The organism is Mesorhizobium sp. BHbdii, assembly GCF_053848045.1.
On the sequence record NZ_JBSPKX010000011.1, the window covers coordinates 1 to 24,010 of the forward strand.

Here is a 24,010-nt window from a genome sequence, read left to right on the forward strand (position 1 = left end):
CGAGGAGCCGGGCGGCCGCAAGGCGGGCGTCAAGGTCAAGAGCGTCGCCGAATTGATCGACAAGCTCAAGAACGAAGCCGGCGTGCTGTAAGGCTGCGAAGGGACAAAAAATGACAATTCTTCTGATTGCCGAACATGACAATGCGACGCTTTCCGACCAGACCGCCAAGGCGCTTTCGGCGGCACTGCAGATCGGCTCGGACGTGCATGTGCTGGTTGCCGGCAAGGGCGCCAAGCCGGCAGCGGACGCGGCCGCCAAGCTCAAGGGCGTCACGAAGGTGCTGCTGGCCGAAGCCGACGAACTGACTGAGCGTCTCGCCGAACCGCTGGCGGCGCTCGTCGTTTCGCTTGCTGAGCCATACGACACGATCATTGCGCCGGCGACCTCGTCGGGCAAGAACGTCTCACCGCGCGTGGCGGCCCTGCTCGATGTCGCCCAGATATCGGAAATCACCCAAGTCGTGTCGCCCGACTCCTTCAAGCGGCCGATCTATGCCGGCAACGCTATCCAGACGGTGCAGTCGAGCGACGCCAAGAAGGTGATCACCGTGCGCACCGCCTCCTATCCAAGTGCCTCCCAAGGCAACGCGGCTGCCGTCGAGCTCGTCTCGACGGCAGCCAACCCCGGCCTCTCGTCCTTCGTCGAGAACAAGCTTTCCGAGAACGATCGTCCCGAGCTGACTTCGGCCAAGATCATCATCTCGGGTGGCCGCGCGCTCGGCTCCTCGGAGAAGTTCCAGGAAGTCATCCTGCCGGTCGCCGACAAGTTGGGCGCTGCCGTTGGCGCTTCGCGCGCCGCCGTGGATGCTGGCTATGCGCCGAACGACTGGCAGGTCGGCCAGACCGGCAAGGTCGTCGCTCCCGATCTCTACATCGCGGTCGGCATCTCCGGCGCCATCCAGCACCTTGCCGGCATGAAGGACAGCAAGGTCATCGTCGCCATCAACAAGGACGAGGAAGCGCCGATCTTCCAGGTCGCGGACTACGGCCTCGTCGGCGATCTTTTTGACATTCTCCCAGAACTTGAGAACCAGCTTTGACCGAAGCATCGCATCTCAGCCGCATCTTTTTCACTCAGCGTTTTGCGATTGCTCAGGGTTCGTGGCGACCCTTGCGGAACAACGTTTTGGCAGATCACAGATGCTTGGTTTGAATCCATTGATAAACGAGCCTGAAATCGCGGCGCCTATAGATCCGCGGATCACGTTCATCGACATAAGCGGCACGTCCCGAACGGTCGAGGCACAGGTTGGAGCGACCGTTATGGAAACGGCAGTTCGTAACGGTGTACCCGGGATCGAAGCCGAATGCGGTGGGGCATACGCGTGTGCAACATGTCATGTCTATGTTGAAGACAATTGGACTGAGATTACTGGAAGCCCCGGAAAAACAGAAGAAGAAATGCTGGATTTCGCATTGGACGTAAGGCCCAACTCTCGGCTTTCGTGTCAGATGAGGATTACGAGTGCACTCGACGGGCTGGTGGTACACACGCCGCCTCGGCAGGGCTAGGGAATGCGATTTTGAACCGGGGCAAATTGGTCGATAGTACTGTCACGTTTCTCGATCTCAACGCCGCCGCAGGAGGTCGCGCTGATAGTCTGTCATCAAGCCTATCGGACAAAATACAGCAGCATATTCGCGCCCGTCGACCTGGAGATTATGCACAGGGTATTCGATCAGTTGTGCCAAGAGCGGATCAAGGCCGCACCGCATACGATGCTGAGCGAGGCGAGCGTCACGACAATCGGCGGCAGGTTGAAAGCGGCGATGGCGACACCGTTCAGCAGGCCGACCTGAATACCGATAAGAGCCCGGCTGATCTTTCGGCAGCACATCATCACCACCCGGCCGCCAATGCTGATCTCGCCGCCCGATATGGCTTCGAGACCGGCGATTATGTGCAACAGGGTCGATTTTCCGCAGCCCGACGGGCCGACGAGAATGACGAACTCGCCATTGGAGATGTCGACATTCACACCATGGATGACCTGCGCGCTGCCGTAGCGCTTGACGATATTCCTGACGGTATGGGGACACCATCTAGATCCCAGATTGTTGCGATCTAAAATATATGCTCGACTCGTCGAGGTACAAATGGTGCTAATTTTTCTGACCAGCAAACATATGTACCGCAACGTGCACGACCAAATAACCAGCGGCCCCGACTTGGAGGGGAACTCGCTAATATAAGGGGAATGAGCATGACCCAGATCACTAGCAATTTGAGCCGTAGGAGCTTCCTCAAGACAAGCGCCGCACTCGGCGGGGGGGTGGTAGCTGCCGCCATGCCTTTGTCGCAAGCCATCTGGGCAGCCGAAGGCAAGGTGCTCAAGGCGCGCTCCGGTGGCGACATCGCTACGCTCGATCCGGGCTTCTACGTCAACTCTGGCGATGTCGACGTGATGAACTGCATTTATTCGAAGCTGACGCATTACAAGCCGGGGTCCGAATGGGGCTGGGAATTGGAGGTGGCAGAAAGGATCGAACAGGTCGATCCCACCCATATCCGCTTCCATCTTAAGAAGGACATCAAATTCACTGGCGGCTATGGCGATATGACCGCCAAGGACGTCAAATTCTCCTTCGAGCGCGTGCTCAAGCACAATTCGCCGATCAAGCCCGATTGGGGGCCGCTCGACCATGTCGAGATCGAGGATGACTATACTGGCGTGGTCGTATTCAAGACGCCGTTCGTGCCGGTCTGGAACGTCGCATTTCCCTATGGGGTTGGCCATATCGTTTCCGAGGATGCGGTGATGAAGGCAACCAGTGATGGCAGTAGTTTCGGCATGAAGCCGCCTGCTTTCTCCGGGCCATATGTACTCGCCGACTTCAAGCAAAACCAGCATGTGCTCTTGACACGCAATCCAGACTGGTCGGGGCCAAAGCCGGGCTTCGACGAAATCCGCATCATTCCGATTAATGACGACAAGACGGCGGAACGCGCCTATCAGGCGGGCGGCATCGATTTCACCCGTATCAGTCTGGATTCGCTTGCGACATTCAAGAGTAATCCGCCTGCCGACTCCAAAGTCGAGGAACATCCCTCGCTCTATTACGCCTGGATAGGCATGAATATAGATCATCCGAAGCTGCAGGACATCAATGTTCGTAAGGCGATCCAGTGGGCGATCAATGTGCCACAGATCCTGGATGCCGCCTATGCGGGACAGGCGGAGGTCGCAACGGGCACCATTCCTCCAGGTATTGTGGGGCATCGCGACAAAGCGCTCGTCCCGCCGGAAGGCGATCTCACGAAGGCTAAGGAGTTCATGGAAAAGGCCGGTGTGGGCGATCTGACCTTGACCATCAACACCCTCAACGAAAGCACTTATTCAGCCATAGCCCAGATTGTGCAGGCGCAATTGTCGCTGATCGGCATTACGGTCGAGGTCAATGTCCAGGATTCCGGCTCGTACTGGACGCTCGGCATGGAATCGGAAGGCGATCGCTGGAAGGAGATGCAGCTCAGCGTCATGGAGTTCTCGAGTGTGCCCGATCCGCATTACTCAACAATCTGGTTTGTGCAAGATCAAGTGGGCGTGTGGAACTGGGAACGCTTCCGCAGCGAGCGTTTTGACCAGCTCAGTGCCAAGGCGGTCACCATCAACGACGAGGACGAGCGGGCGAAGCTCTACCAAGAGATGCAGGATCTTATGGAGGAGTCCGGCGCCTACCGGTTCCTGACCCATGGTGGCAATCCAGTCATGTATCGCGCCACCCAAATGCAGGCTGCAACCCGTCCGGACGGGTACCCGCTCTATCTCGAGTTCAAGCCGGTTTAGGCTGACGCAGCCCGACATGTGGCTCTATCTTCTGAAACGGATCCTCCTCGCGGTCGCAATCATTGTGATCGCGGTGACGCTTCTATTCCTGATGATCCATGCCGTACCGGGCGATCCCGCGGCGGTTCTGCTTGGCCCGCGCGCAACGCCGGAGATGATCGGACAGCTCCGTCAGCAGATGGGACTGGATAAGCCGCTTGTTGTGCAGATCGTCACGTTTTTCCGCGGGCTGCTCCACGGCAATCTCGGTTACGACGTGTTCAGCAAAAGACCTGTTGCCGAAATCGTGTTCGAGCAATTGCCCTATACCATCGAACTGATACTGGTCTCGATCTGTTGGGCAGCCGCGGTTGCGGTGCCACTCGGCTGTTACTCGGCCATGCGGCGCAACTCCGTGGTCGACCAGCTCGTCGGAGTTATGGCGGTCGCCACGATCGCTATTCCTTCCTTCGTCATGGCGGTATATGCGCTGCTGATTTTCGCTGTCACTCTCCCCTGGTTGCCGGCGATTGGAGCCGGCAATGGCTTCTGGGACGAACTTAAACATCTCATTTTGCCAGCCATCGTCATTGGAATAGGCTGGGTTGGCTATATCTCACGACTGGTGCGCGCATCATTGCTTGAGATTCTGGGTGAAAACCATATACGCATGGCTCGTTCCTTCGGGATCTCGGAATGGCGCATCGTTGCGCGCTACGCGCTTCCGCTCGCGATCCTGCCGACTGTCACTATTCTCGGCGTGGGTGTAGCGTGGCTGCTCTCGTCTGCTGTCTTTGTAGAGGTAGTCTTCGCGAGGCCTGGCATCGGCGGTTTGATCGTAGATGCAGTCAATACGCGAAATTATCCTATCGTCATGGGAGCTGTGCTCATCACCACCTTTCTTACCGTCGTCGCGACGACGGTATCCGATCTGCTCGCTGCAGCCTTCGATCCCCGAACCCGCGAGAGCCTTTAGCATGGCGAGTGTTGAAGCCATACATGCCGAAGCCGATGAAGGGCAGGGTCCTGGCGCGTTTCGTACCTTTCTCCGGCAATTGCGCCAAAACCGTCTGGGCATGCTCGGAGCAGTGCTTGTCATACTCATAGTAACAAGCGCGATCTTTGCTCCGCTGATCAAGATCCATGATCCGACCCGGATCATGATCGGGCCACGTCTGGCAGACCCTTCGCTCAATTTTCTCCTGGGCACGGATCAGCTGGGTCGGGACACGTTCTCTCGCGTCGTCATGGGTGGCCGCATCCCGCTCCTCGTCGCTTTCGCCTCCCTCGGCAGTTCGCTGGCAGTCGGCTTCGTGCTTGGTCTGATCGCAGGCTTCGGACCGCGCTGGCTGGACAATTTGCTCCTGCTCATCTTCGATACCATTCGCTCCTTTCCCGGTATCATTCTTGCGCTGGCCATCATCGCGCTTATGGGGCCAAGTTTGGCCAGCGTAATTCTAGTCATCGCAGTCACATCCATGCCTACTTATGCGCGTGTCGTGCGCACCCAGACACAAGCCCTGCGTAACAGTGAATACATTGCCGCGGAGCTTAGCATGGGCGCGAGTACGACCCGAATCCTCGCCATTCACATCGCCCCTAACGTGATCGGCCCGCTTCTGATTCTTGTCAGCATGGACGTCCCGGCGGTAATCGCCATGTCGGCTGGTCTGAGCTTTCTCGGCATGGGCGTGCGCCCACCTACTCCCGATTGGGGAGCCATCCTTTATGATGGCTACAGCTACATCAACCACACGGTCTGGCTGGTCATTGCCGGCGGCATTCCGATCGTCCTTGCCACGCTCGGCTTCACGTTTCTCGGCGAGGCACTGCGCGATATCTTCGATCCCAAGCTGCGGAAAGACCTATGAGACGTGATGATCCGACACCGCACACATCCGCCCGTCCGCTTCTTGCTATCCGTGGGCTCGATCTCGACTTCGGCACGCCACGCGGGCGCGTTCGCGCCCTGCGGAATGTTTCGCTCGAGGTGCCGGCCGCGCAGGTGGTTGGCATAGTCGGCGAAAGCGGATCCGGAAAATCCACGCTTGCCTATTCAGTGATGGGCCTGCTTCCCGAAAATGCCGAAGTGACAGAGGGCGTTATTCTGTTCGAGGGACGTGACTTGCTCACCATGTCCGGTTCAGCACGACAGAGCCTGCTCGGCGAACGCCTTTCCATGATCTTCCAGGACCCGATGACCGCACTCAATCCAGTGCGGACAATCGAGAGCCAGATGATCGACATCCAACACCATCAACGAGGAAGCCGGAGCGAAAAACGCACTCGTGCCATCGCCATGCTCCAGCGAGTGGGAATTCCCGACCCCGAAACCCGCATTGGCGCCTATCCGCATCACTTCTCTGGTGGCATGCGCCAACGCATCTGCATCGCCATGGCGCTTCTTGTGAAACCGGTGCTGCTCATCGCCGACGAGCCAACCACTGCGCTCGACGCAACGCTGGAAGTGCAGATCATCCATCTCCTCAAAGATCTCCAAAACGAGATCGGTTGTTCAATCCTCTTTGTCTCCCATCATCTTGGCGCAGTGGCTGAGCTGTGCGACCGGGTCGCCGTTATGTATGCGGGCGAAGTGGTTGAGCAGGGGACCGTACGGGACATCTTCCACAATCCTGGTCATCCCTACACCCGCGCGCTCCTTGAGTGCGATCCTGGGCGGATCAGACAAAGAACGCGCACTTTACCGACCATTCCCGGCGAGGTGCCCAGTCTTCTCGGCGTCAAGAAAGGATGCATTTTCCGTCAGCGATGCCGGTCGGCATTCGATCGTTGCATAGAGGAGAACCCGGTTGAGTACCGCATCGGTCTCGAGCACACGGCGCAATGCCACCTGCTCAGCGAAGAACGGAATGCTTCGGCATGAGCGCCCTGCTCCGCGTCCAGGATTTGCGCGTCCGCTTCCGCACCATGGGTCCGCTGCAGGCGCTCGCCACTGGGACGAAGGCGCCTTTCATCGACGCAGTATGCGGTGTCTCCTTTGAAATTAGTAAGGGCGAGACGCTGGCCCTTGTCGGCGAAAGCGGCTCAGGCAAATCTACTATCGCTCGCACGATAATCGGCCTGCAACGGGCCATTAGCGGCAGTATCAGTTTCGACGGACACGAAATTGAGGAGCTCAGCGGGGTCGAACGCCAGCCCTACCTACGGCGCATGGCGTTGATGTTCCAGGATCCAATCGGCTCACTCTCCCCTAGGTTGACCGTGCGCTCGCTCCTGACAGAGCCATTTCGAATCCATGGGCTCAAGGATCACGATGCCGGAAGCGAAGCCGAACGCCTACTGCACATGGTAGGCTTGCGGGCGGATCTTGCCCGCCGCTATCCCCATCAGCTTTCTGGAGGTCAGGCTAGGCGCGTTGGCATCGCGCGAGCCCTTGCGCTCAAACCGGATTTGATCATCGCCGATGAACCGACCGCAGGCCTCGATGTTTCGGTGCAGGGCGAGGTGCTAAACCTGCTCGCGCGGCTTCAGGACGAACTCGGCATGGCGATCCTGATCATCACTCATAATCTCAATGTCGTGCGCCACATGGCCGATCGCATGGCGATCATGTATCTGGGGCGCTTTGTTGAGGTCGGTTCGACCGAGCATATATTTGAGCACCCGAGTCATCCCTACACCGAAGCGCTACTGGCGGCCAACCCCGAGGCTGATCCGGATGCGGTGCTAAATCGCATCGAACTCAAGGGCGAGGTGCCGAGTATGCTCAGGCGGCCATCCGGCTGCGAGTTTCATACTCGATGCCCCTACGCGGAGGAGATTTGCAGCCAAGTTTTCCCCGAACCTTCAGCAAGCAGGGATGACATGGAGCATATCTTCAAATGCCATTTCCCGTTGGGGCAAGAAATGGCGACTTGGAGCAGCGAACGCTGTCTCCCGTTGGACCGACTCTCACGATGACGAGTATGAACGCCCTATAACATGGCACCACGCTCCGTCGCGACAGATCATCGGGAGAAAGTGAAAGATCGCCGCAATGATGTTGAGCGAATGCGTAGAGTATGGTGCCACAGGTTGGCTTCGCTAGTGAAAACCGGCGAAGCGACCCCTGTTGAACTGACCCGCATGGCACGCGGCGCTCACGACGAGTTCGATCCGCGCATCAACGCAACGGCTGTCATCGAGTTCTGCGAAGGTGCTGAGACCGTTGCCAGCGCTGACGCTGGACCGTTCACCCGTACCATTCTTCGCAAGGATGTCACTCCCGAACGGCAGACTCCGGTGTCTCGGGAAGAACGACATTACCCGAATTGCCATGTCCAGACACAGCGAATGTAACTTCGAGTGCCTCGCCGGTGGCTCCGCGGGGGAAGCCGCGCCAGCCGTCCCTGCAGGCATTACATGGCAGCGATAGTGGAGGGTCCGTTTGCATCCCGGGATCCTGGTGTAGCCCTGTCGGGCTGAACCCATTCCGGCAGAGCCAGACGTTTGCGCAGAACGTTTAAACAAAGGAGAACGACATGAACTATGGCGAATCTGATGTCATTTGCGACGTAGGGTACGTGCCCATGAGAGATAGTACACGTATCGCATACGTTTCCTACCGTCCTAAGGCGGGCCAACACCCGACACTGTTCATCTTCGATCCCTATTCCGGCGGTGCAAAAACATTTCAAGCTGCCAAGCCATTCTTGGATGCAGGCTATGCTCTGGTTGGCGCTAACTGGTCTGGAACAGGGTGCTCGGAAGGTATCGTCGACCACTGGTTTCCGAACCGCACAGTCGGCTCTCATGGTGCCGAGATCATCCAATGGATCGCCGAGCAGCCTTGGAGCGACGGGAATGTGGGAATGGTGGGCAATTCGTATGCGGGAACGAGCCAGGTCTGGGTCGCTGCGGAGAGGCCTCCTCACTTGAAAGCCATAGTGCCATCTGCGCTCGGAGATGGTTACGAAACGATGGCATACTTGGGCGGTATGATGCAGCCAAGTTTAGCGACTTGGGAAATTTGGACGCAAGCTCAACCTCATTCAAGCGGGCTGGAGTGGCGGCTCAGCCACGGCGACACCGAATGCGCAAACATTTGCGGAAGTGTCCGGCAGGTGGTCAAGAACCAGTATTTTGACGTGATGCGGGAGCACACGTTTAAAGACGGATGGTGGGACAGTGTGGATCATGCCCGCGCTGAGGTCGCAGGCCAAGTCACTGTGCCGACAATGATCATAGGCGCGTGGCAGGACGAGTGGGGCGGCGCCGCGAGAGAGGGCGCGCGCATCTTCAGCAAATTGACGCCTGACTTGAAGAACAAACGACTGCTTCTCACGAATGGAGACCACAGGGCCGGATCTTTTTGGACGGGGTACCCTTTCATCCGCTCTGAGCAATTTAGGTTCCTGGATCGCTGGGTTAAAGGCATCGAAAATGGCATCGACAATGAACCGGCCGTAAAGGTTTTCTGGGAGGTCAGCGCGGCCGAGCGCGATCCGACCAAGGCGGTTGCAGGATGGACAACATCGCATAACACCTGGCCGGAGCCGGCGGTTCAACGACGGCCCTTTTTCCTCACGGCTGACGGGGCCCTCTCATTCGAACAGCCTTCCTCCAGCCCGAAGGAAGGTGTTCGTTCCTATCTTTATCCAACCGGAGTCGAACTTACCGGCAGCGATCAACAATTTGCGCTTCTTCCTTATGAATATGGGGTGCTGAACTATCGAACCGATCCGGTGATCGAAGGTATGACGCTGCTAGGGAATCCGGAGGTAATTCTATTTCTCAGCATCGATAGCGGGGACGATGCCGATTTAGAACTCACACTGAAGGATGTCGGTCCTGATGGTACCGTGCTGTTCCTGCAATCAGGCCTCCACCGCGCATCCTTTCAGGAAATCGATGAGACACAGACCAATCCGGAAGAGGTTGTACACTCGTTCGCAAGGGCCGAAAAGCTTGAGCCGGGAAAGATATATGAAGTAAGGATGTCCCTGCTTGGTCCGATCGCTCACGTTGTGCGGAAAGGACACAGTCTTGAGCTTACGATTGGGGCGCCCAATCCTATCCCGCACCGTCTAGTTGCGAGCACGCCATCTGGCTCTCTCTCAATCAATAGAATTCACCACTCTGAAGCCCATTCATCCAAACTCGTCCTGCCGATTCTACCTGGTGCGGTAGCGCAAGCGCCAGCCCCTGCGGGCGGTACACTTCTCAATCAGCCGTCCAGAAAGCAAGACAATTTCATAGCTGGCGGCCTCCAATCTGCCGCGGTAGATTTGTATTGAGTGGTGGCATCGTAATCGCGCCTAACGTGAGAGCCCGATCAAGATCCGTTTAACTCGTACGCATGCTGCGGACCCGCATGCGCACGAGATTTCCTCCACCTTCTCGCCGAGCAAACGCCAAAAATGCGCGCCCTTGACATCAAAGTATTTGCACAACACTGCAAGGCTCGATCCTAAAACCGGCGAGTTCGTCAATCCAAACGCAGGCGCCACAGCGTAAGCCGGATAGCGTTCAAACCTGAACGTCTGGGGCATCCTGCCCGGACGTGAGCCGAGCCATTCCGTTGATGGGTTACATCGCTGCCTCAGCTGAGTGCATCGTCCACATTGAAGGTTCGTGCCGCGAAACCCCATCATGCGGCGACTAATGTCGATCGCGAAGACAACCATGCACCCGGCAGCGCCGTCCCAGAAAACTCATACTTGATCTCCCAACCGTGATTAGACAATCTCATCACTCCATGCGCGGGGAGGTAACAGCCGCAGATCCTATTCGCCAAGGGTCGGAAATGGTGAGATCGACCAATCGATCAACTCGACGGCACGCTGCAGTGTTGCCTCGGTCAGAGCACGACTAGGTGAAGCGACGATGACATGTCCGATCGTGTCTCGGTAATCGCCTTTTGTGACGATGGCCGTTTTGGGTTCGACGTAGAGTTTGACCTCGGCTACACCTGACATAGCAGCCGCTCGGCTGTCGCCACCGATCCAATCGAGGGCGCCATCGCGATCAGCAACCAGGAATCGCGCGGCCGCACTGTGCGAATGCCTTCTACGCAAATCGCATTCGTCGCCGATGACTAGCTTGATGTGTTCGGTGATTAGATCGACACCATAAGCCAGCTGAACCAGTTGGGGATCCGGAGTGCCAGCCATACGCGGATTGACTTCAATGACGACTGGGCCACCCTTCGTCCATCGGAATTCAATATTCGTTGGCCCCCAGCCGAGGTCGAGAGCTCGCAAACAGCTCAACGAAACATCGGCGATGCGGTTATACTCCTCATCAGTCAGAAGGGCCGGAAAGGTGAACTGACGATAGACAAAATGCGGTGGAGGGCCGAACTCACCGGCGCCAATCCCAATGACCTCACTCCCCATTATGTCAGCGGTATAGTAGGGGCCTTGGGCGAATTCTTCGACCAGTATCCTCGGCGAGGATTCCCATATGTGCTTTTCGCCCAACAGATAGACGGTATGTTCGGCTACCTCATCGACGTTCCGGCACAATCGGACTCCAATACTGCCGCCGCCTACGGCTGGTTTAAGTATCACCGGCAGGCCGATCTCCGCGGCAGAACTTTCAATTTCCCTCGCATTTGCTGCCAAGTGATAGGCAGGTATTGGAACGCCGGCCTCCGCGAGGAGTTGACGTTGAGCGAATTTGTCGTCACATCGTTCAATGGATGAAGGGTTCGGTCCCGGTAGATCGAAATGCCGGCAGAGCTTGCCAACTGTCGTATAGAACAGCGATCTGCCCATAATGCCAGCAATATCATAAGTCGCACGTATTCGAGAGCATTCGCGGATCAGCGCATCGAGATTGCTTGTATCGACACGGATTGCCTCAGTCCCTTCCGTCACAAGATATTGATCGCTACTTAGGTCAGCCGATAGGGTAATTGGATGAAGGCCAAGACGCTGGGCCGCTTGGACGTATCGCAGACCACACCCCCATGGACCGCCTTCAACCAGGATGAGCGCTCTTATTCCCATTGCTGTTGACCCTCTGTTGCGAGTTGCGGCGGTCAGAGTGTAGATCGGCATCAACTTTTTAGCCGTGCCTTCCCAGACTTGCGACGAAAGTACCATTATCAGCGGTCTGCGGTCGCAAAGATTCTGTAAACTTAGTTGAAGGATTTGTTGCAACGTTTGTTGCTGGCGGTGTGGCACGGAGCGTCTTGCGGCGCGGCGATCAAGGTGAGAGCGCGCATTGCCTCGTCTGAATTGCTCCTGAATGAAGCCGTTGCCTCATCTGATCTGCTCCCGGCGTGGTGTGGCAGGAGCAGATCAGATGAGGCGGGTAAGCGTGGCGACACGGAATGAATTGGTAGATGCGGTGAGGGAGCGTTATGTGCGGGGCGGCCGTGCCGAAAAGGCGCGCATTCTCGATGAATTTTTGCTGCCGTGAGAGGGTCTCATGGTAAGCACGCAATGCGGCTGTTGCTGAAGAGCCCGTCTCCGTTTCGTTCGGGCCGAGGCCCGATCGCCGCATTATGACAATGCCGTTCGTGAAGCGCTGATCGTCATCTGGGAGGCGTCGGACCGGATCTGTGGCAAGCGACTGAAGGCGCTGGTTCCTATTTTGGTCGAGGCGATCGAGCGTCAGGGACATCTTCGTTTGACCGCGGAAATCCGCAACCGGCTTCTGAGGATGAGCGCGGCGACAATCGACCGTGTTCTTGGCGAGACTCGAGAGACCGCCGGAGGACGGGCACGACGCCACAGCGCGGTATCCACGGCGCTACGACGGAGCATTCCGATCCGTACTTTCTCCGACTGGCAGGACCCTCCGCCCGGATTTGTCGAGGCTGACCTGTGGCGCACAGTGGACCGGTAGCGAGCGGCAGCTTTATCCAAACGCTTTGTCTCACCGACATTGCAGCGGGTGGACGGAATGCGCTCCCCTGCTTGTCCGCGAGCAGAAGCTGCTGAGCGAGGTGCTGACGGAACTGCGGCGGCTCCTGCCATTCAAACTTCTCGGGTTCGACACGGACAATGACAGCGTGTTCCTGAATGAGACTGTGCGCGATTACTGCCGCGACGGCGGCGTCGAGCGGGGTGAAGCGTACCCCGTTTTGACCGGACAGGCAGCGTAGCCGATAAGGAATAGGCATACGCCTATGATTATGACTATGACTATGACTTCTGATCCGTTCTCCCATCCGCCGCGTGTTGAAGTGATCACCTCGGTGCAGCGCCGGCGGCGCTGGACGCAGCCGAGAAGGTCCGCCTCGTCGAGGAGGCCATGCAGCCCGGCATGTCGGTGTCCTATGGGGCACGCCGGGCGGGCATTTCGCCCAGCCAGCTCTTTGCCTGGAAGCGGCGCATGCTCGAAGGCGGCGCGACAGCGGTTCAGGCCGATGACGATGTGGTTGGCGCAGCCCGTGTGCGGGAGCTCGACAAAGGCGTGCGCGACCTGGAGCGCTCGATCTCGCCGCCCCCAGCCCAGCGTTGCGGCAGGCCTCGCTCGACAAGGACGGTTCGCTGTGAAGACCGTCGCGGACACAATCGGCGTCTCCCGCTCCAACCTTGCCGAGCAGACGAGGAAACACCCTCTCGCAAGCCCTGCGACGCGTAAGCCATACGCCAAGCCTGGCGATGTTGCCGTGCTGCCCATCATCCGCAGGCTGGTCGATCAGCCGCCGACCTATGGCTATCGACGCATCACGGCCTTGCTCAACCGCGAACGGCAGCGACCAGGGCTTGCCGCCTATCAGCCGCAAGCGGGTGCTGCGCATCAGGCTGACCAATGGCCTCGTGCTGACGCGCCATACCGCCTACCGCCCGGCCCGAAGTCGTGACGGTGTCGTCATCGCGTCGCGCTCCAACAGTGGCATGTATGGACGGCCTCCGCGGGCAAGGGCTTTTCGGCGTTTCTGACGATTGGTCGGGTGCAGGCATGTATGCGGCCTTTGATTGCGGCGCGTTCATGCCGCTGGCCCTGATGTAGTCCGCTGATCGGATCCCAGACAGGCCAATGCGCTTTCAAGCGGCACCCACTGATCGGGTTTGTCCGATCCCGGCTCGACCGTTCGCCATCACACCATCAGCACCTCACCAATTTCTGCATCCTCCGCGAGCTTTCAAAGGGCGACGGTAGCCACAAAGCGCCTGCCCGTCGTCATCAACGCCCAGACGATCCGCGCCATCTTGTTCGCCAAAGCAACAGCGACGACGTTGTACGGCTTCTTCACCAGAAGCTCGGCGGCCCAGCGCGTCGGCGCCGTTTTGCCGTTGCGGCTGAAACGAAGTACCGCATGCGCACCGACGACGAGAAGCCGGCGGAGATAGGGATCACCTTGTTTGCTGATCTTCCGAGGCGGTCCTTGCCACCCGATGAGTTCTGCCGCGGGACGAGGCCTATCCACGCCGCCAATTGTCGACCGGATTTGAAGAGCGACGCGTCTGTCACTGTCGCGGCGATTGCGCTGGCAGTGATCGGGCCAATTCCAGGGATCGTCTCAAGGCGTCGGCTCAGCTCGTTCGAGCGATGCCACGCATGAATCTGGCGATCCATCTCGCTGACCTTCTCGTGTACCTCCCGCAACTGCCCGATCAGCGGAAGAAGTGCGGACCGCGCAAGCGGCGGGATGAGATCGTGATCATCGTCTTCGACCAACGCGATCAGCATTCCCACGCCGGCAATGCCCTGTCGCGAAGCGAATCGTCGGCCGCGTTACCGCCTCGCAAATCGCCTCGGCGTCCGTGGCGTCATTCTTCTGCCGCTTCACGTATGGCTTGACGTAAGACTCCGGCATCAGCCGAACCTCGTGACCCAGCGCCATAAGAACCCGAGCCCAGTGGTGTCCAGTCGCGCAAGCTTCGATTCCGATCAGGCACGGCGGCAATGCCTTGAAGAATCCAACGACATCGTCGCGGCGCAGCTTGCGGCGGCTCACGGTTGGCGCCAGCACCATTGATCCCGTGAACCTGAAATACATGTTTGGCGATATCCAGACCAATTGTGGTAATCTTCTCCATGGACGGCTCTTCCTCATGTGACTCTCGACAGCCACACTTTGGCACATTGCGATGCCGGGAGCGGAGGCCGTCCACCACATTAGGTCACCATGAACATCGCACCCTCCGAAGTTCGTCTAGTCACTCCGTGCCACCCCGTCGGCAATTAAAACGTTGAAACAGATCCTTCAAACAAATTTACAGAACCTTTGCGACCGCAGAGCGCTGACAATGCTACCTTCACCGCAAGGTCTGAGGTCAGGCAGGAATTTAAAAGCCGACGCCTCCTTACGCTCAGACCGCCCCAGAGCCCGCAGCGGAGGTCGACGCGAATGGCAAGAAGAGCGCTCATCCTGATTGAAGGTACAAGGTCTAATGGTCCGCTTTACGTCAAAGCAGCTCGGCATCTTGGTCTGCATCCAATTACCCTGTCGGTTGATCCAACTCGCTACGACTATCATGCGCCGCCGGAACGGCTTGATGCAATCCAGGTCGATTCGGACAATCTCGATGCGTTGATCCAGGAATGTTCCCGGCTTCGTGCGACCTATGACATTGCTGGCATTACGGGCGTCGTGGACTCGGTCTGCACGACAGTTGGCAAGCTCTGCGAGCATTTCGATCTACCGGGACCGAACCCCGCATCGATTGAACGATGCTGCGACAAATTCACTCAACGTCAGCTGCTTGCGGAGGCCGGCGTTCCAACACCTGCTTATCGTCTGGCAGCGACTGCGAGAGAGGTTGAAAGCTCTGCCGCGGAAATCGGCCTGCCGGTGATTCTTAAGCCAGCCGCAGGCAGCGGCAGCATCGGTGTCCGATTGTGCCGCAACGCCGACGAGTTAGCCGAGCACACGACCTATCTGTTGGGCGGGAAGCACACATGGCGGTCTTCGCCGAGGATACTGGTCGAAGAGTTCGCCCAAGGCCCCTATTATTGCGCTGAGATAATGGGAAATGAGGTCATTGGGATCGGTGCCACTGACTTCGAACCCCCACCGCATTTCGTCTTTCGTGAAAGCATCTTTCCGGCCCCGCTGACTGACGACGAGCACGAGCGTATCGCCGATTTATCGCGGAGCTGTTTGCAAGCTCTCAGCCTTGGCTGGGGGCCTAAATGCATTGAATTCCGGTGGACGAAGCGTGGTCCAGTCGTCATTGAAGTCAATCCGCGTCTTGCGGGTGGAACCAATCCTCGACGGGTACAGCTGGCTTACGGTGTCGATCTCATCACCGAGCACATCAAGCTTGTCATCGGCGACGAATGCGATTTGGGCAGAAGCCATTCGCAGACTGCAGTGGCGCGGTGTCTAGTTCCTGATCGCGATGGCATCCTCGATTGGGTCACTGGCGACGGTCGGGCGGCTGCTGTACCAGGTGTCGCCGAGGTCAAACTCTACGTCGAGCCCAAAACGCCGATCGTCAGGAAAGGCGATTACCGAGACTGCATCGGACATGTCGTTGTCGCTTCACCTAGCCGTGCCGAGACTGAGGCGATACTTGAGCGCGCCGTTAACTTGATAAGCTGGTCGATCACACCATTTCCGACCCCTGACGAGGAACGTTCTGCAGCCCTTACACCCGCGCCAGCGCAGGTGGCGCCCAGGTAAGCGGTGATCGTCGCCAACATTGGTGCAATCGAGAGCCGGGGATAGGGTCTTTTGACGGAATAGTAAGGCCGACAAGGATCAAGCCGCATGTCCGCAAGCGGTCGACGATATCTCCCGGCGCGCGGCTATATTCTGTGGCTTGTTGCAAGTTGTCCCAATGCGCTGCGGATGATGGTCGGAACCGAACAAGCCAATCGCGGCGTAGTCGCCGCACTCACTGAGTTCCTGAAAAGCTAGTCATGTCGAAACCCCTGTTTGAAAAGATCGCCTTGGTCGGCATCGGCCTGATCGGCTCTTCGCTGGCGCGCGTCATCTGCCGCGAGGGGCTGGCCGGCCATATCGCCATTGCAACTCGTAGCGCCGAGACCCTGAAGCGCGCCGAGGAGCTGAAGCTCGGCGACGGCTACACGACCGACGCGAAGGAGGCAGTACACGGGGCCGACCTCGTCATCGTCGCAGTGCCCGTCGGTGCCTCCGGCCCGGTGGCTGAGGAAATCGCACCGGCGCTTAAGAAGGGCGCGGTCCTGACCGAGGTCGGCTCCACCAAGGCCTCCGTTATCGCTCAGATGCAGCCCTTCGTGCCGGAGGGTGTACACTTCATCCCAGGCCATCCGCTGGCCGGCACGGAGAAGTCAGGCCCTGATGCGGGTTTTGCCGAACTGTTCGAGAACCGCTGGTGCATCTTCACGCCGCTGGAAGGCACCGACCCCGCCGCCCTGGAGAAGCTGTCCGAATTCTGGCGCCGCTGCGGCTCCAACATCGACACGATGGATCCGCAGCACCACGATATGACGCTGGCGATCGTCTCGCACCTGCCGCACATCATCGCGTACAACATCGTCGGCACGGCGGAGGACCTGGAGACGGTCACAAAAAGCAAGGTCATCAAATATTCGGCCTCCGGCTTTCGCGATTTCACTCGGCTCGCCGCTTCCGACCCCACAATGTGGCGCGATGTGTGCCTGCACAACCGCGACGCGATCCTCGAAATGCTGGCGCGCTTTTCAGAGGATCTCGCCTCCCTGCAGCGGGCGATCCGCTGGGGCGAAGGCGACAAGCTGTTCGGTCTCTTCACCCGCACGCGCGCCCTCCGCCGCTCGATCATCGAGGCGGGGCAGGATATCGACATGCCCGATTTCGGCCGCCAGGCAGTTGGGCATGGGCCTTAGGCGTCCCAGCCACGGCCCTTTATCCGGCGCCGCCGAGAAAGTGACGAAGAGGATGCCCGCGATTGAACGCCGATACGCTTCTGGAAACATCGAACCAAAGCGTCAACTCTATAAGATCCACCTCGCAACCACCAGCGCTTAGCCGGTAAGTGTTGATGCAGATCAGGCTCATCGGTCGTTAGTCTGGAAACAAGAATCCTGCTGGCGGCGAAAGGGCTGAGGCAGAATATCTGGCATATGCCCCATGCGGGCCTATTTCGGCATAGGTGCTCAAGCGAAGATCATTTTTGCTCCAACTGTCGCACAAGGACTACGCGGCTCGTATTTGCCGGCCAGCGCACTTAAGACGCGCGTGACCGGGTCGACGAGCGCTGCGCTGGAAGGGGCGGCCGATCCGTCGGGACAAAAGATTGTTCTCGAGCCGACCGGACCTCGCGGCCGAGCAATGCCGCTGTGGACACGCAACCCGCTTCGTCGCGGCCGAAGGCGCAGACCATGAAGTATTGGAAACGCGGGGTGTCGGGGGCGAGAAAGGGCAGTAGGTCGGTCGGCGAGGATTGTTGTCTCTAGACATTGCGACCGAGCACATAGCACCGGGACGTCTCTCTATGCGATCAGTCCGCGGCGCGGCATGTCGCGCCCAAACGTAGATCATAAAGAATGATTTGCGCAGGATTCGCTCGCGCTTCAGCCAGTTCAGAAAACTCGCGAAAATCGGTCTGCTCAGCCGGAGGGAGTCCATGAGCGCCAAGGAGACCGCCTCCGGTCGGGTCTGTCGGACCACCTCCATTTGCGCCTCCGGTTCGTGAAGACCAAGCGATTCGCTGTGATCTGCACTACCATCCGGTCGCCACGCCTGGCGGACGGCAAACGTGGCCGCGTGGTATGCGTCCGGATCGAGAAGATGCCGGCCATACCCCGTCGCGGCCGTGGACGTGAACCATTGCAGCGCCTGGTTCCAGGCATTCGGCGGCCGCCAGTTCGTGGGGCTTCAGCGGCAGCGCGGGATGATCGATTTTCGTGCGTCTCCCACGATTGGGTGCCACAGCGATTGTGACCGGCCGATCAAGCGCTCGGATTGCACGTGGGCACCATAGATCAAACAATTAGATCCCAATAATCATTTGCGGCTCGTCGGGTCGCGATAACCGAATGTTCGTGGAAGTGGTGGATCGTGCGGACCGGTTCGCCCTGGCGCGATCTGCCTGACGTGTTCGGCGAGTGGAAGAGCGTGTTTCGCCGCTTCAGCCGCTGGAGCCACAAGGGCGTTTGGTGGCGCATTTTCGCGGCGATGTCGGGGCGATCCGGACATCGAATACCTGATCGTCGATTCCACCATCGTCCGCGCCCACCAGCACGCCGCCGGCGCAAAAAAGGGGCTGAAGATCAGGCCGTTCCCGCGGAGGCTTGAGCACCAAGATCCACATGGCCGTTCGCGGTCTCGGCTGCCGGGTTCGCTTCACGCTGACCGCAGGCCAGAAGGGTCACGCACCGCAAGCCGACGCCCTGATTCAGGACCTGCCCGCCGACTTCGTCATGGCCGATGCCGCCTACGACACCGATTGCCTGCGCAGCGTCATAGCTGAGAGAGGCGCCGCCGCCGTGATCCCCAGTACCCCTCCCGCGCCCGGAAATACCCGCTGGACAAACACCTCTACGCACAACGGCATCTGATTGAATGCTGCTTCTCAAAGCTCAAGCAGTTCCGCCGCGTCGCAACCCGCTTTGAGAAAACCGCCAGAAATTATCTCGCCCTCGTCACTCTCGCAGCAATCCTTCTATGGATCAGATAAGTGTCCACACGACCTAGAGATGGGCTTGGGATCTGCACGAGATCGGACGTGGCTGACTGGGAGCTCACCGCAAATCTGAGCGATAACCGCGAAACCCCAATCTTCGGCGACAATCACCCCTCATCTGTCGCCACCTCCGCTGGGGCGGGGACGTTGCGGGCCGCCGATTGTCCCTGTTCGCCACGGGTCGAAAATGGTGTGATTGACCAGGCAATTAAGTCGATGGCACGCTGAAGTATCGCCTCGGTCTGAGCTTGGCTGTCTGAAGCGGCGAGGACATGTCCGATCGAATCTCGGTGATCGCCTTTTCTGACGATCGGCGTCTTGGGTTCAATATAAATTTTCACCTCGGCGACACCTGGTATAGCAGCCGCGCGAGTGTCACCTTTGATCCAATCGAGAGTGCCATCGCGATCAGGATTTAGGAACCGCGCGGCCGCAACGTGCGAATGCCTTCTGCGCAACTCCCATTCCTCGCCGATGACAAGCTTGATGTGCTCGTTGATGAGATCGACACCATAAGCCAGCCGAACCAGTTTAGGATTGGCCCCACCTGGAAGACGCGGATTCACCTCAATGACGACTGGGCCACGCTTCGTCCACCGGAGTTCGACATTCGTTGGCCCCCAGCCGAGGCCGAGAGCTTGCAAACATCTCAGGGAAACATCGGCGATATGTTTGTACTCGTCATTAGCTAGTGGGGCCGGAAAAATGCATTCACGAAAGACGAAATGCGGTGGTCGTTCGAAGTCAGCGGCCTCTATCCCAACGACTTCATTTCCCATTATGTCAACGCTATAGAATGGGCCTTGTGCGAATTCTTCGACAAGTATCCTCGGCGAGGATCGCCACAGGTGCTTCTCGCCCAACAGATAGGTCGTATGTTCGACTAACTCATCGGCGTTACGGCACAATCGCACACCGCTGCTGCCGCTGCCTGCGGCTGGCTTGAGAATCACCGGAAAGCCGATCTCGGCGGCAGATTTTTGTACGTCCGCCGCGTTCGCTGCCAGACGATAAGCAGGTATTGGAACGCCAGAGTCCGCGAGTAGCTGACGTTGAGCGAATTTGTCGCAGCATCGTTCAATCGATGCGGGATGCGGTCCTGGTAGATCGAAATGCTCGCAGAGTTTGCCAATTGTGGCGTAAACCGACTCGTCGAGATCCGTAAAGCCTGTAATGCCAGCAATGTCATAGGTTGCACGCAGCCGGGAACACTCGCGGATCAGTGCATCGAGATTATATGTATCGACACGGATTGCCTCAAGCTTTTCCGCCCCAAGATAGTCGTAGCGAGTTGGATCAGCCGACAGGGTAATTGGCTGCAGGCCAAGATGCTGGATAGCTTGGACGTATCTCGGACCGTTTCCCCTATGACCTTCAACCAGGATGAGCGCTCTTCTTGCCATTCGCGTCGACCTCCGTTGCACACTCTGCGGATCCGAGCGTGAATCGGCATCAGCTTTTTAGCTGTGCCTAGCGTCACGCTTTCGGTGAAGGTACCATTGTCAGCGACCTGCGGTCGCAAAGGTTCTGTAAATTTGTTTGAAGGATCTGTTTCAACGTTTTAATTGCCGACGGGGTGGCACGGAGTGACTAGACGAACTTCGGAGGGTGCGATGTTGAAGGGATGCTGGGTTGACCTGTAAAGTTTAAATTTATTCTGACAGGGGTATCATAAGCTAAGGCGAAGCCGGCGTGAAGAATTCGCGCACCAGAACGACCTGCTGTTCGACGCAGGCTTAGGACCTGTTAAACCAGTTGTGGATATGACGATCAGTTGATTCATTGCGGCGCGAGGAGGCGCTGCAATGAGTGATTTGATTTGGTTGTGGGATGCTCATATGCGCCGGATCGAGCGGCATTTCCCGCGGTCCCACGGCTGCCGAGGGTCGATGACCGGCGGATCGTCACTGGCGTCATCTTCGTCGGGAAGAGCTGCAATGGGGCGACGCGCCCCGAGGAATGAGGTTCCCCACGCTTGATCCGCTGTAGCCGCCTCGGCGTATTCAACCGGATATTCGCGGGATTGGATGGCAAACGCGGCAAGGCCGATCAACCGATAATTGATGCCACCTATTTTGAAGGTACATGGAACGGCCGCAAGCCTGCTTTAAAGCGGGCTGTTCCCGACTTACAATGGCGACCTGACGGCCGTGGTCACCGCTGATCGTGCTGCTCAGGGAAGGCAGATGAGCGACTACAAAGGCCCGGCGCTGGTGATTGACGCTTTCCCCAAAGCCGCAGGCCTGCTCGGTCACAAAGTACGACGCCGACTCATTCCGCACTGCCTGGCCGATCGGGGCATCGCGGCCTGCATTCCGTCCAAAGCCAACCGCAACGTGCCGATCCCGCACGACACCGCTTTAACCGCTGAGCCCCACACTTCATGTCCACGATCTGTATCGCCGCCCTCCGCAATCTCTGGTTCTGATTATGGAGTTCTGAGCCTACTAGACGTCATGTTCCAGGGCTGAGATCGGTGGCCCGCCCTTTCGTGCGATTGAAAGACGAGGGTTGCTTCTCTATTCGGCCTGTTGAAGTCAAGCGCTTGTCGAGCTTTCCGCTTCGCCGGCGTGTAACGTCTTTCGCGGGGTCATGCTTCTCTGCGGGATCGGCGCTCGGGCCGTCGCCTTGATGGGGGATCAGAAGAATGAGGCGGAGAATCTCGGAAGCGTCCTGATCGTTGTGATGCGACCGGTACTGCAACCCTCGCGAACTCACCTTATTCACGTCCCGCGAAGGACGCCCTTTCCACCGGCAGGTGGAACCTTATGAGGTGATCCTTGTCACGCTTCCTCTGCGATCATGTTTCATCTCAGTGTTCGACCGCTGGCGACCATCTCCTCGTCCCCGACCTGGGTTCCGGCTCTGCCGCCCGCGCGCAGTGGCCGGTCAGGGTGGCTGAAGCCGTCGCGCAGCGACGTGCCCTTGGGCGCGAGCACGGCGGCGCGCTGACAGTGATCGGGGTGGGTACATCAGGCGGCCGTCGGCATGACGTCTTGTCGCGTCCAGCGAAACTCTGTGCCGTCGCTCCACATCCGGTGCATGATCACCGCCAGTCGGCGGGCCAATGCGACAATGGCCTTCTGTCGGCCGCGCCGCTTGGCAACGTTCATCGCCCACGCCCGCAGCCACGACCATTTCGTCACACGCGTCAGCAGCGTCTGCGCGGCTTCGTAAAGCAGCGTTCGCATCATGCCGTCGCCGCAGCAGGAGATCCGGCCGATGCGGCGGCTTTCGCCCGACTCATGGAGCACCAGCGTCAGCCCCGCCTTGGAGTTGCGGAAGCGGGCCGGAATGTCGATGGTCGCGGTGTGGGCCAGCGCCACCACCGGACCGACGCCCGGTATCGTCGTCAGCCGGCGGAAGACCGGGTCATCGCGGACGATCGCCAGAACCTTCCGGTGCAGGGCAGCAAAACTCTGGCGCAGCCTGCCGCACGCCTCGAGCAGCGGCTCGAGGATCTCGGCCAGATCGGGGCTGCCTTCGGTGAGCTCGCGGATGCGGTGCTCGAATTTGACGGCGCCGACCATGCTGACCTTGAGGCCGAAGTTGCGCAACAGCCCGCGGATGTCGTTCTCGATGGCGATCGCCTTGTCCTGCAAGAGCTTGCGCGCCGTCAGCAGGGCCCGGCGCTTCTGGCTCGTCAGCGTCTTGACATGGACCGGGCGAAACAGGTTGACCCGCATCATCTGGGCAATGCCACGGGCGTCAATGCGGTCGGATTTGTTCGGCTGGGCCTCCAGGAACGCCTTGGTGTGCCGGGTTTCGATACACACCACCGGCAGGCCTGCTTCGGCCAGGCCGCTGAACAGCCATTGCGACAGCGGTCCGGCTTCGAGGCCGATCCGCTCGAAGGTCCAGGCAGGATCCGTGAGCACCCGGACAAGATCCTCGGGATGGCTCGGCACCTTCATCTCCGGGCAGATCGCGCCTGTTTCGTCGACGATGCAAATGGCGGTCTCTTTCACCGCGACGTCCAATCCGACATAATTTTTTATGCTGCGCTTCTCCTTCTGATGCTTGTGGCTGCTCCACGCAAACCACGTTAACCATCAGCTCGAAGCGCAGCACCTTCATGGCATCGTTGCTGAAAGATGAGGCTCAAGCCGAATACCCCATCTCGGATGGGCCGAGCCGATCCTCATGCACGGAGGGCGAGCCAGGGGAGAGTATAGCGAAGCATTTGTCGCGTTTTGATGTAGCCAAGAAGAAGCACGCGTGGCGATCGCGGAGGGCGGCCGCACGGGTGAGGTCCGGTTCGTCGGCGAGGTGGAGAATAGGAACATGAGAGACGAGCCCTTCTCCTGGTTCCCTTGAAAACTTCCGACAACGGTTGCCTTCTGGAGATTGCGTCATGTTCGAACGACGGCATTTCGACCGATCAGCGAACCTGCTTTGCGTGCTGGTATTTGGCTTACGCCTGAGCCTGCGGGATTTGAAGGAGATTATAGCCGAGCGCGGCATCAGCGTTGGCCATAAGATAATCCGGCAGCAAAGCGCTTTCTTCCGAAGGCGCTTTCGCGCTATGGCTGACCGGAGCGCATTGTCACGGCAGTCGAACAAAGCGGGAGGCCATCTTCTCCTACGACATTGAAACTGCCTGCGGGATCGGTCACGACGGACGCTGAAACCATCCACATTCGCACCGGACCAATCGGATCGGCTTGGATTATCGTCGCTTGCCTTCGATCCAGGCTCTTCGCTTAGGACGCGGTTCGAGATAATCGCCGCCTGAATTGAGTCCGT

The 24,010-nt window shown here is 58.6% G+C and carries 18 protein-coding genes and 7 pseudogenes; 19 read left to right on the forward strand and 6 right to left on the reverse strand.

Features of this window, described 5'->3' with window-relative positions; all coding sequences use genetic code 11:
- The 3 genes and pseudogenes from ACWTU8_RS29450 to ACWTU8_RS29460 form a co-directional block, all read left to right on the forward strand.
- Window positions 1–91: pseudogene (locus tag ACWTU8_RS29450) on the forward strand (electron transfer flavoprotein subunit beta/FixA family protein); the annotation flags it as partial.
- Between the two features lie 19 nt (window positions 92–110).
- Window positions 111–1,040 (forward strand): electron transfer flavoprotein subunit alpha/FixB family protein, encoded by a 930-nt coding sequence (locus ACWTU8_RS29455; RefSeq protein ID WP_455850908.1) that lies wholly within the window; start codon window positions 111–113, stop codon window positions 1,038–1,040.
- Between the two features lie 100 nt (window positions 1,041–1,140).
- Entirely contained in the window at window positions 1,141–1,512 is a 372-nt protein-coding gene (locus tag ACWTU8_RS29460; RefSeq protein WP_455850909.1) for a 2Fe-2S iron-sulfur cluster-binding protein, read from the forward strand.
- Between the two features lie 329 nt (window positions 1,513–1,841).
- Here the strand turns inward: ACWTU8_RS29460 and ACWTU8_RS29465 are convergent.
- A pseudogene (locus ACWTU8_RS29465) lies at window positions 1,842–2,054 on the reverse strand (ATP-binding cassette domain-containing protein); the annotation flags it as partial.
- Between the two features lie 150 nt (window positions 2,055–2,204).
- Here ACWTU8_RS29465 and ACWTU8_RS29470 point away from each other — a divergent pair.
- The 7 genes from ACWTU8_RS29470 (at window position 2,205) to ACWTU8_RS29500 (ending at window position 10,003) form a co-directional block, all read left to right on the forward strand.
- Window positions 2,205–3,788 carry an ABC transporter substrate-binding protein gene (locus tag ACWTU8_RS29470; protein ID WP_455850910.1) on the forward strand — a complete coding sequence of 528 codons (1,584 nt, stop codon included), beginning with the start codon at window positions 2,205–2,207 and terminating at the stop codon, window positions 3,786–3,788.
- Between the two features lie 16 nt (window positions 3,789–3,804).
- On the forward strand, window positions 3,805–4,743 hold the full coding sequence (locus tag ACWTU8_RS29475) for an ABC transporter permease (protein WP_455850911.1): 939 nt from the start codon (window positions 3,805–3,807) through the stop codon (window positions 4,741–4,743).
- Between the two features lies 1 nt (window position 4,744).
- Entirely contained in the window at window positions 4,745–5,638 is an 894-nt protein-coding gene (locus tag ACWTU8_RS29480) for an ABC transporter permease (RefSeq protein ID WP_455850912.1), read from the forward strand.
- The gene (locus ACWTU8_RS29485; protein WP_455850913.1) at window positions 5,635–6,651 is read left to right on the forward strand and encodes an ABC transporter ATP-binding protein; all 1,017 of its coding nucleotides are present in this window, start codon (window positions 5,635–5,637) and stop codon (window positions 6,649–6,651) included. The genes ACWTU8_RS29480 and ACWTU8_RS29485 overlap by 4 nt, the downstream gene beginning before the upstream one ends.
- On the forward strand, window positions 6,648–7,688 hold the full coding sequence (locus ACWTU8_RS29490) for an ABC transporter ATP-binding protein (protein ID WP_455850914.1): 1,041 nt from the start codon (window positions 6,648–6,650) through the stop codon (window positions 7,686–7,688). The genes ACWTU8_RS29485 and ACWTU8_RS29490 overlap by 4 nt, the downstream gene beginning before the upstream one ends.
- 126 nt (window positions 7,689–7,814) lie before the next feature.
- Window positions 7,815–8,066: a hypothetical protein gene (locus ACWTU8_RS29495; protein WP_455850915.1), complete on the forward strand. Its 252-nt coding sequence runs from the start codon at window positions 7,815–7,817 to the stop codon at window positions 8,064–8,066.
- 182 nt (window positions 8,067–8,248) lie between these two features.
- Window positions 8,249–10,003 (forward strand): CocE/NonD family hydrolase, encoded by a 1,755-nt coding sequence (locus ACWTU8_RS29500; protein WP_455850916.1) that lies wholly within the window; start codon window positions 8,249–8,251, stop codon window positions 10,001–10,003.
- A gap of 489 nt (window positions 10,004–10,492) precedes the next feature.
- Here the strand turns inward: ACWTU8_RS29500 and ACWTU8_RS29505 are convergent, their stop codons facing one another.
- Entirely contained in the window at window positions 10,493–11,719 is a 1,227-nt protein-coding gene (locus tag ACWTU8_RS29505; protein WP_455850942.1) for an ATP-grasp domain-containing protein, read from the reverse strand.
- 298 nt (window positions 11,720–12,017) lie between these two features.
- Between ACWTU8_RS29505 and ACWTU8_RS29510 the strand changes: the two are divergent.
- The 3 genes and pseudogenes from ACWTU8_RS29510 to ACWTU8_RS29520 form a co-directional block, all read left to right on the forward strand.
- Window positions 12,018–12,777: pseudogene (locus ACWTU8_RS29510) on the forward strand (transposase); the annotation flags it as partial.
- 155 nt (window positions 12,778–12,932) lie between these two features.
- Window positions 12,933–13,304, forward strand: a complete 372-nt coding sequence (locus tag ACWTU8_RS29515) for a transposase (RefSeq protein WP_455850943.1) — start codon at window positions 12,933–12,935, stop codon at window positions 13,302–13,304.
- Window positions 13,213–13,527, forward strand: coding sequence for a hypothetical protein (locus tag ACWTU8_RS29520; RefSeq protein WP_455850917.1), 315 nt, complete (start codon window positions 13,213–13,215; stop codon window positions 13,525–13,527). Before ACWTU8_RS29515 ends, ACWTU8_RS29520 begins: the two co-directional genes overlap by 92 nt.
- 458 nt (window positions 13,528–13,985) lie before the next feature.
- Here the strand turns inward: ACWTU8_RS29520 and ACWTU8_RS29525 are convergent.
- Window positions 13,986–14,707 (reverse strand): annotated as a pseudogene (locus tag ACWTU8_RS29525) (IS110 family transposase); the annotation flags it as partial.
- A 311-nt stretch (window positions 14,708–15,018) separates the two neighbouring features.
- Between ACWTU8_RS29525 and ACWTU8_RS29530 the strand changes: the two are divergent.
- The 3 genes and pseudogenes from ACWTU8_RS29530 to ACWTU8_RS29540 all read left to right on the forward strand — a co-directional run bounded on the left by ACWTU8_RS29530 (window position 15,019) and on the right by ACWTU8_RS29540 (window position 17,465).
- Complete coding sequence (locus ACWTU8_RS29530) at window positions 15,019–16,296, forward strand: ATP-grasp domain-containing protein (protein WP_455850918.1); 1,278 nt, start codon at window positions 15,019–15,021, stop codon at window positions 16,294–16,296.
- A 108-nt stretch (window positions 16,297–16,404) separates the two neighbouring features.
- Window positions 16,405–16,533: pseudogene (locus ACWTU8_RS29535) on the forward strand (histidinol-phosphate transaminase); the annotation flags it as partial.
- Between the two features lie 2 nt (window positions 16,534–16,535).
- Window positions 16,536–17,465, forward strand: a complete 930-nt coding sequence (locus ACWTU8_RS29540; RefSeq protein WP_455850919.1) for a prephenate/arogenate dehydrogenase family protein — start codon at window positions 16,536–16,538, stop codon at window positions 17,463–17,465.
- An 836-nt stretch (window positions 17,466–18,301) separates the two neighbouring features.
- Here the strand turns inward: ACWTU8_RS29540 and ACWTU8_RS29545 are convergent.
- Window positions 18,302–18,511 (reverse strand): 3-keto-5-aminohexanoate cleavage protein, encoded by a 210-nt coding sequence (locus ACWTU8_RS29545; protein WP_455850920.1) that lies wholly within the window; start codon window positions 18,509–18,511, stop codon window positions 18,302–18,304.
- Window positions 18,512–18,593: 82 nt separating this feature from the next.
- Between ACWTU8_RS29545 and ACWTU8_RS29550 the strand changes: the two are divergent.
- Window positions 18,594–19,258 (forward strand): annotated as a pseudogene (locus tag ACWTU8_RS29550) (IS5 family transposase); the annotation flags it as partial.
- Between the two features lie 113 nt (window positions 19,259–19,371).
- Here ACWTU8_RS29550 and ACWTU8_RS29555 read toward each other — a convergent pair.
- Window positions 19,372–20,667: an ATP-grasp domain-containing protein gene (locus ACWTU8_RS29555; protein WP_455850921.1), complete on the reverse strand. Its 1,296-nt coding sequence runs from the start codon at window positions 20,665–20,667 to the stop codon at window positions 19,372–19,374.
- Window positions 20,668–21,450: 783 nt separating this feature from the next.
- Between ACWTU8_RS29555 and ACWTU8_RS29560 the strand changes: the two genes are divergently transcribed.
- Window positions 21,451–21,735 (forward strand): hypothetical protein, encoded by a 285-nt coding sequence (locus ACWTU8_RS29560; protein WP_455850922.1) that lies wholly within the window; start codon window positions 21,451–21,453, stop codon window positions 21,733–21,735.
- 501 nt (window positions 21,736–22,236) lie between these two features.
- Here the strand turns inward: ACWTU8_RS29560 and ACWTU8_RS29565 are convergent.
- Window positions 22,237–23,262, reverse strand: coding sequence for an IS110 family RNA-guided transposase (locus tag ACWTU8_RS29565; RefSeq protein ID WP_455850944.1), 1,026 nt, complete (start codon window positions 23,260–23,262; stop codon window positions 22,237–22,239).
- Window positions 23,263–23,618: 356 nt separating this feature from the next.
- Between ACWTU8_RS29565 and ACWTU8_RS29570 the strand changes: the two are divergent.
- Window positions 23,619–23,771, forward strand: a pseudogene (locus ACWTU8_RS29570) (IS6 family transposase); the annotation flags it as partial.
- Window positions 23,772–24,010: the final 239 nt, after the last annotated feature.